General features: G+C 73.4%; 7 protein-coding genes. 2 read left to right on the top strand and 5 right to left on the bottom strand.

Going from position 1 to position 5,863, the window contains the following annotated elements:
• Together ACWCSD_RS46320 and ACWCSD_RS46315 are read right to left on the bottom strand one after the other, a co-directional pair.
• A partial coding sequence (locus tag ACWCSD_RS46320) for a bifunctional cobalt-precorrin-7 (C(5))-methyltransferase CbiE/decarboxylating cobalt-precorrin-6B (C(15))-methyltransferase CbiT (RefSeq protein WP_449925118.1) occupies nucleotides 1-769 on the bottom strand: 769 nt, incomplete at its 3' end.
• A gap of 82 nt (nucleotides 770-851) precedes the next feature.
• Nucleotides 852-1,940 carry a GNAT family N-acetyltransferase gene (locus ACWCSD_RS46315; protein WP_449925115.1) on the bottom strand — a complete coding sequence of 363 codons (1,089 nt, stop codon included), beginning with the start codon at nucleotides 1,938-1,940 and terminating at the stop codon, nucleotides 852-854.
• Nucleotides 1,941-2,016: 76 nt separating this feature from the next.
• Between ACWCSD_RS46315 and ACWCSD_RS46310 the strand changes: the two genes are divergently transcribed.
• Together ACWCSD_RS46310 and ACWCSD_RS46305 are read left to right on the top strand one after the other, a co-directional pair.
• Nucleotides 2,017-2,424 (top strand): DUF2795 domain-containing protein, encoded by a 408-nt coding sequence (locus ACWCSD_RS46310; RefSeq protein WP_387678930.1) that lies wholly within the window; start codon nucleotides 2,017-2,019, stop codon nucleotides 2,422-2,424.
• 3 nt (nucleotides 2,425-2,427) lie between these two features.
• A complete protein-coding gene (locus ACWCSD_RS46305) occupies nucleotides 2,428-3,438 on the top strand; it encodes a baeRF2 domain-containing protein (protein ID WP_352360607.1) in 1,011 nt (336 codons plus the stop codon).
• Nucleotides 3,439-3,530: 92 nt separating this feature from the next.
• Here the strand turns inward: ACWCSD_RS46305 and ACWCSD_RS46300 are convergent, their stop codons facing one another.
• The 3 genes from ACWCSD_RS46300 to ACWCSD_RS46290 form a co-directional block, all read right to left on the bottom strand.
• Complete coding sequence (locus ACWCSD_RS46300; RefSeq protein ID WP_449925111.1) at nucleotides 3,531-4,118, bottom strand: LutC/YkgG family protein; 588 nt, start codon at nucleotides 4,116-4,118, stop codon at nucleotides 3,531-3,533.
• The gene (locus ACWCSD_RS46295; RefSeq protein ID WP_449925108.1) at nucleotides 4,105-5,502 is read right to left on the bottom strand and encodes a lactate utilization protein B; all 1,398 of its coding nucleotides are present in this window, start codon (nucleotides 5,500-5,502) and stop codon (nucleotides 4,105-4,107) included. The genes ACWCSD_RS46300 and ACWCSD_RS46295 overlap by 14 nt, the downstream gene beginning before the upstream one ends.
• A partial coding sequence (locus ACWCSD_RS46290; RefSeq protein WP_449925105.1) for a heterodisulfide reductase-related iron-sulfur binding cluster occupies nucleotides 5,499-5,863 on the bottom strand: 365 nt, incomplete at its 5' end. The genes ACWCSD_RS46295 and ACWCSD_RS46290, both read right to left, overlap by 4 nt.

The following is a 5,863-nucleotide window of genomic DNA, read 5'->3' as shown; positions in this document are numbered from 1 at the left end:
CGACGGCGAGCTCGCCCTCGCCCGCGCCGACGTCCCAGACCAGGTCGCCGAGCCGGGGACCCAGCTTGGCCAGGACGAACGCCCGCACCTCGGCGGGCAGCCCGCTCTCCCACGGCAGCGCCCACTCCGCCGGGCCGGGTTGCGCCCCGGCCACCCAGCCCGGCTGCCCGGGCCGGTGCAGCGGGTCGATGACGAGGACCACGTCGGGGTCCTTCCACGGCCGGGTGGTGGCCTCCCCCATGCGGCTGTGCGTGACGCGCTGTCCCGGGCCGCCCAGGTCCTCGCAGACGATCAGGGCGCGCGGCGTGGTCGGCGCCAGCTCCCTGGCGATCTCGGCGGGGCCGACGCCGGGCGCGACGAGCAGCGCGACCTTGGGATGGGCGCGGCAGGCGTTCACCACGCGGGCGAGCCGGCCGGGGCCGGAGGGGGCGACGACGAGGGCGTCCTCCCAGTTGAGCCCGGCGCAGGCGAAGGCGCGGCTGATCAGCGAGGTGGCCGGCAGGACGTCCGGCCGCAGGCCGTGCGCCCGTAGGGTGCGGACGACTCCGAAGAAGCCGGGATCGCCCTCGGCGACCACGACGGCCGGGCCCCGGTCCGGCCCGAGATGGCCGTCGAGGACCTGGAGCACGTCGCCGTCGTCCGCGGCGCGTCCGTCGACCCCGAGCCGGCCGAGAATGGCGGCGGGGCCCACGACGAGCTCCGCCTCACGCAGCCTGCCCGCGGCCCCGGCCGGCAGCTCGATCCCGTCCCAGCCGACAACCGTGATCATTCAGCCTCACCGTCCTCATCCCCCAGGGTGACGGTTCCGGCCGGGTTTCACCATGGGCCGGCCAGGCCAGTCCGCTGTGCCCTCAGGCCAGGTCGGACGGGACCAGGCTGTAGACGACCAGGTCCTCGCCGTCGAGCGCGGCGCGGGCCACGCCCTCGCGGGTGAAGCCGGCCTTCTCCGCCACGCGTTGGGAGGCCGGGTTCGACACCGCGGCCCGCAGTTGCAGCCGGCGGAAGCCGTGGCGCTCGAACAGCCAGCGGGCGATCGCGGTCACGGCCTCGCCCGCGTAGCCCCGGCCGCGGGCCCAGGGCGCGGTCATGTAGCCGACCTCGGCCGTACGGTTGCGCCAGTCGAGGTCCCTGAGGTCCACGTTGGCCACGAAACGGGTGGTGGTGAACTCCTCCACGGTGAACGCGATGCCCGCGCCCCTCATCCGCATCCGTTCGCAGACGTCGACGAACGCGCGGGCGTGCTCCTCGCTGTAGTCGCGGGGGACGCCGGTCCTGGCCTGGGTGAGCGGGTCGGCGCCGGTGGCGGCCAGGCCGGGCACGTCGGCGAGGACGGGCTGCCGCAGCAGCAGCCGGGGCGTGCGCAGCTCGGTCTTCGGCAGGGCGGGCGCGGGCTCGCCGGAGTCCTCGCGCAGCAGGCCGAGGACGACCAGGTCGTGCGGGCCGTCCTCCTCCAGCACGGCGGCGCGCAGCACGCCTTCCCAGGTGAAGCCGGCTTTCAGCGCGACGCGCAGGGAGGCCGGGTTGTCCAGGTTCGCGGTGAGGTCCACCCTGCGCAGGGCGGTGGTGGCGAACACCCAGGCGGTCAGGGCGCGCACGGCCTCGGTGGCGTAGCCGCGGCCCCGGTACGTCGGGTGGACGCCGTAGCCGACCTCGGTGGTGCCCGCCGTCCACGACGTCCTGAACAGGCTGATGGCGCCCACGATGCGGTCGTCGGCCTCGGTCATGGCCAGGTGCAGGCCCTGCTGCGAGCGGTACAGCTCGTGCACGCCGTGCGCGAGCCACTGGCCGACGCCGGAGGCGTGGACGGGCGCGCCCGGCGGGAGGAAGCGGTCGCCGGGATCCACCGTCTCCACCACCGACCGCACGCGGGCGGCGTCACGGGGGTCGAACGGCCGGAGCACGAGCCGTCCGGCGGCGATGCGCGCATCGGGATCGAACACGTGCGCACCCTACACACTCATGATGTTTGCCCACGAAAGCGGGGGTAGGGGCCGATTCGAGAGGAGTGAGGGAACTATGGAACGTGGGAGCGACAAACACGGTCCGCGCCTGGACGATCAGCAGAAGCACGAGACCGAGGGCATGGTCCGCGGCGGCGGCAGCACGCACGCCGAGGAGTGGAAGGAGACCGAGTCCATGCCCGGGCCCGGCGAGGAGTCAGGGCAGTCGTACCCCCCGGGACACGAGCCCGGCACCCCCCAAGGCATCACCCGGCGTGGCGCCGACATCCGCAGCGACCTGGCCAGATGGCTCAGCGACACCCGTTGGCCCGCCTCCAAGGACGACCTGCTCCAGCACGCCGAGAACGTGGACGCCCCCGACCAGGTGGCCGACATGGTGCGATCCCTTCCCGACCGCCGTTTTGTGAACATCGCCGACGTGGCCAAGGCGCTCGGCCTCGGCATCGAAGAGCGGAGGTGGTGACCTGTGCGTCTCGACTTCATCAGGCCGCTGTACGAGCGGCGGGGCCCGTACGCGTCGGTCTATCTGGGCGCGCTCACCGAGCCGCAGCGGGAGACGCACTGGCACAGCGTCCGTGACCAGCTCGACGGGACCGACCCCGAGACCATCGACGCCCTGGAGGTGGCCGCCAACCGGCCGTCACCCGGCCAGGCGCTGTTCGCCACGCACGGCGCGGTGGTGCTGGCCGAGCCGCTGGCGCGGGCGCCGTACGAGATGGCGACCGTGTCGCCGCTGCCGCACGTCACGCCGATGCTGAGGCAGCGCGGCGAGAACGTGCCGCACCTGCGCGTCATCGTGGACCACGCCGGGGCCGAGCTGTCGGTGTTCGGCGGCGGCGCGCCGCGCACGACCACCGTGGAGGCGGCCGACTGGCCGCTGCAGAAGACCGCCCAGGGCGGCTGGTCGCAGAAGCGGTACGAGCGGGGCGCCGAGGAGACGTGGGAGAAGAACGCGGTCGCCGTCGCCCGCGAGATCGACGAGCAGGTGCGCAGGATCGGCGCCGAGCTGATCATCGTGGCCGGCGAGCCGAAGTCACGCTCCTACCTGCTGCAACACCTCAGCACCAAGTCCGCCGACCGGGTGATGATGGTCGAGCACGGCAGCCGCTCCGACCACGGCCAGTTCGAGGCCGACGTCGAGCGCGCGCTGGACGACTGGCTCGAACGCCGCCGCGCCGAGCTGCTCGACCGCCACCGCGAGTCCTCGGGCCCGGCCGGCCTGTCCCAGGTGGCGCACGCCCTGCGCGAGGGCAGGGTGCACGCGGTGCTCATGCCCGCCCAGCTCGACCGGACCGTGTGGACCGGCGAGGGCGGCACCCAGCTCTCCACCGACCAGGGCGAGCTGCGGCGCTGGGGCGTCGAGCAGCCGGTCGAGGAGCGCGCGGACTCGGCCGTGGTCAGGGCCGCCGCCATGACGGACGCCGAACTGTGGTTCACCGACGACGTGCAGGACGTGGCCGCCGTGCTCAGGTACTGACGGCCCGCGCCGTCGCCGCGGTGAGAGGTGCTGACGGCCCGCGCCGTCGCCGCGGTGCCAGGTGCCGACGATCCGCCGCGCGGCGCCGGCGTTCAGGTGCTGATGATCACTTCGAGGGTCCGGGGGCCGTGCACGCCCTCGACCCGGTTCAGCTCGATGTCGCTGGTCGCCGACGGGCCGCTGATCCAGGTGAGCGGGCGGGCCGGGTCGAGCCTGGCCACCGCCTCGGGCACGCCCGCCACGATCTGGTCGGCGCGCACCACGCAGACGTGGTGGTCGGGGATCAGCGTCTGCGCCCTGGCGCCCTGGCCGGGCCCGTGGTCCAGGACGATGGTCCCGGTCTCGGCTATGGCCACCGCGCAGGCGGTGATCACGCCGTCGGCGGCGTCGAGGGTGTCCCAGCGCCGGTCGGTGCCGGCGTCCGGGCTGCTCGGGGCCGCCCAGGCGAAGCCGTCCGGGACGATCACGCGGCGGCCGGCGGCCAGCTCGGCCAGCTTGCCGGGCACGTCCGCGTCGGGCAGCACGTGCACGACGGCCCGGTAGTCGCGCACCCGCTCGGCGAACAGGCCCACCACGTCGTCCACGTCCGGGCGGGTGCGGTAGTGCCGGGCGACCTCCGTCTCGGGCGCGTCCGCGACCGCCTTCCTGACTTTGGCCAGGATCTCCTCACGCGCGCCCATCGTTCCGCTCCCACCAGTCTCTGAAGGATTCTTCCGGGATGTCGGGCACGTCCCGGGTGTCGGTCCAGGCCGCCAGCGGGCCGGGCAGCCGCCGCTTGGGCACCAGCTTGCGCAGCCGGGCGGCCAGCCGCTGCGCCCTGGCCAGCCGGGCCTGGTCGTCCAGCACCCAGCCGGCGGCCTTCATGCCCGCGCGCTCGGCCGCCGCGTGCGGCGCCCTGGCCCGCAGGTCCACCAGCACCTCGGGGATGTCGATGGCCACCGGGCAGACCTCCAGGCAGGCTCCGCACAGGCTGGAGGCGAACGGCAGCGAGGCGTCCAGGTCCGAGGACATGCCCCTGAGCTGCGGGGTGAGGATGGCCCCGATCGGCCCGGGGTAGACCGAGCCGTACGCGTGGCCGCCCGCGCGTTCGTAGACCGGGCACACGTTCAGGCAGGCCGAGCAGCGGATGCAGCGCAGCGCCTGGCGGCCCACCTCGTCGGCGAGCACGTCGGTGCGGCCGTTGTCGAGCAGCACCAGGTGGAAGTCCTGGCCCTCGGTGGCGCCGGTCCACGTGCTGGTGTACGGATTCATCCGCTCACCTGTGGAGCTGCGCGGAAGAAGCTGGAGGAAGACCTCCAGATCCCGCCAGGTCGGCAGCAGCTTCTCGATGCCGACGACGCTGATGAGCGTCTCGGGGAGGGTCAGGCACATGCGGCCGTTGCCCTCCGACTCCAGCACGACCAGCGTGCCGGTCTCGGCGATCATGAAGTTCGCCCCGGAGACGGCGACCTTGCTCCGGAGGAAACGTTCGCGCAGGTGGAGCCGGGCGGCCTCGGCCAGGGCGGGCGGCTCGTCGGTGAGGCCGTCGGGCACGCCGGGCATGCGGTCGAGGAAGATCTCGCGGATCTCCGAGCGGTTGCGGTGGATCGCGGGGACCAGGATGTGGCTGGGGAAGTCGTCCCCGAGCTGCACGATCAGCTCGGCCAGGTCCGTCTCGTACGCGGTGATGCCACGCCGGGCCAGCGCCTCGTTGAGCCCGATCTCCTGGGTGGCCATCGACTTGACCTTGACCACCTCGGTCTCGCCGGTGGCCGCGACCAGGTCGCCGACGATGCGGTTGGCCTCCTCGGCGTCCCTGGCCCAGTGGACGGTGCCGCCCGCCCGCCGGACGGCCTCCTCCAGCTGCAGCAGGTAGCGGTCGAGGTGGCGGAGCGTGTGGTCCTTGACGGCCTTGCCGGCCGCGCGCAGCTCGGCCCAGTCGGGCAGCTCGCCGACGACGCCGGCGCGCTTGCCGCGAATGGTGTGAGTGGCTTTCCGGAGGTTGAACCGCAGTTGCGAGTCCTCCACGGCTTTCGCCGCATTATTCGGGAAATTTCCGGGCATGCCGAGGAATGTTGCGCTCATCGGGTCTCCTCCGTGGCTGCGAGGATCTCCGCCAGGTGCATCGTCCTGACCCCCGTCTTCTGACGGCTCAGGGTGCCGCCGATGTGCATCAGGCACGAGTTGTCGGCCGCGCAGATGACCTCGGCGCCCGTGTCGAGGATGCCGCGCACCTTGTCGGCCCCCATGGCGGCCGACACCGCCGGGTTCTTGACCGCGAACGTGCCGCCGAAGCCGCAGCACTCCTCCGCGCCGGGCAGCGGCACGAGCTCCAGACCTCGGACCTTCCGCAGCAGCCGGGTGGGCCGGTCGCCCAGGTGCAGCCCGCGCAGCGAATGGCACGTCGGGTGATATGTCACCCGGTGCGGGAAATATGCCCCAACGT

The organism is Nonomuraea sp. NPDC001684, assembly GCF_053596515.1.
This window is presented reverse-complemented; position numbering and strand designations above follow the sequence as displayed.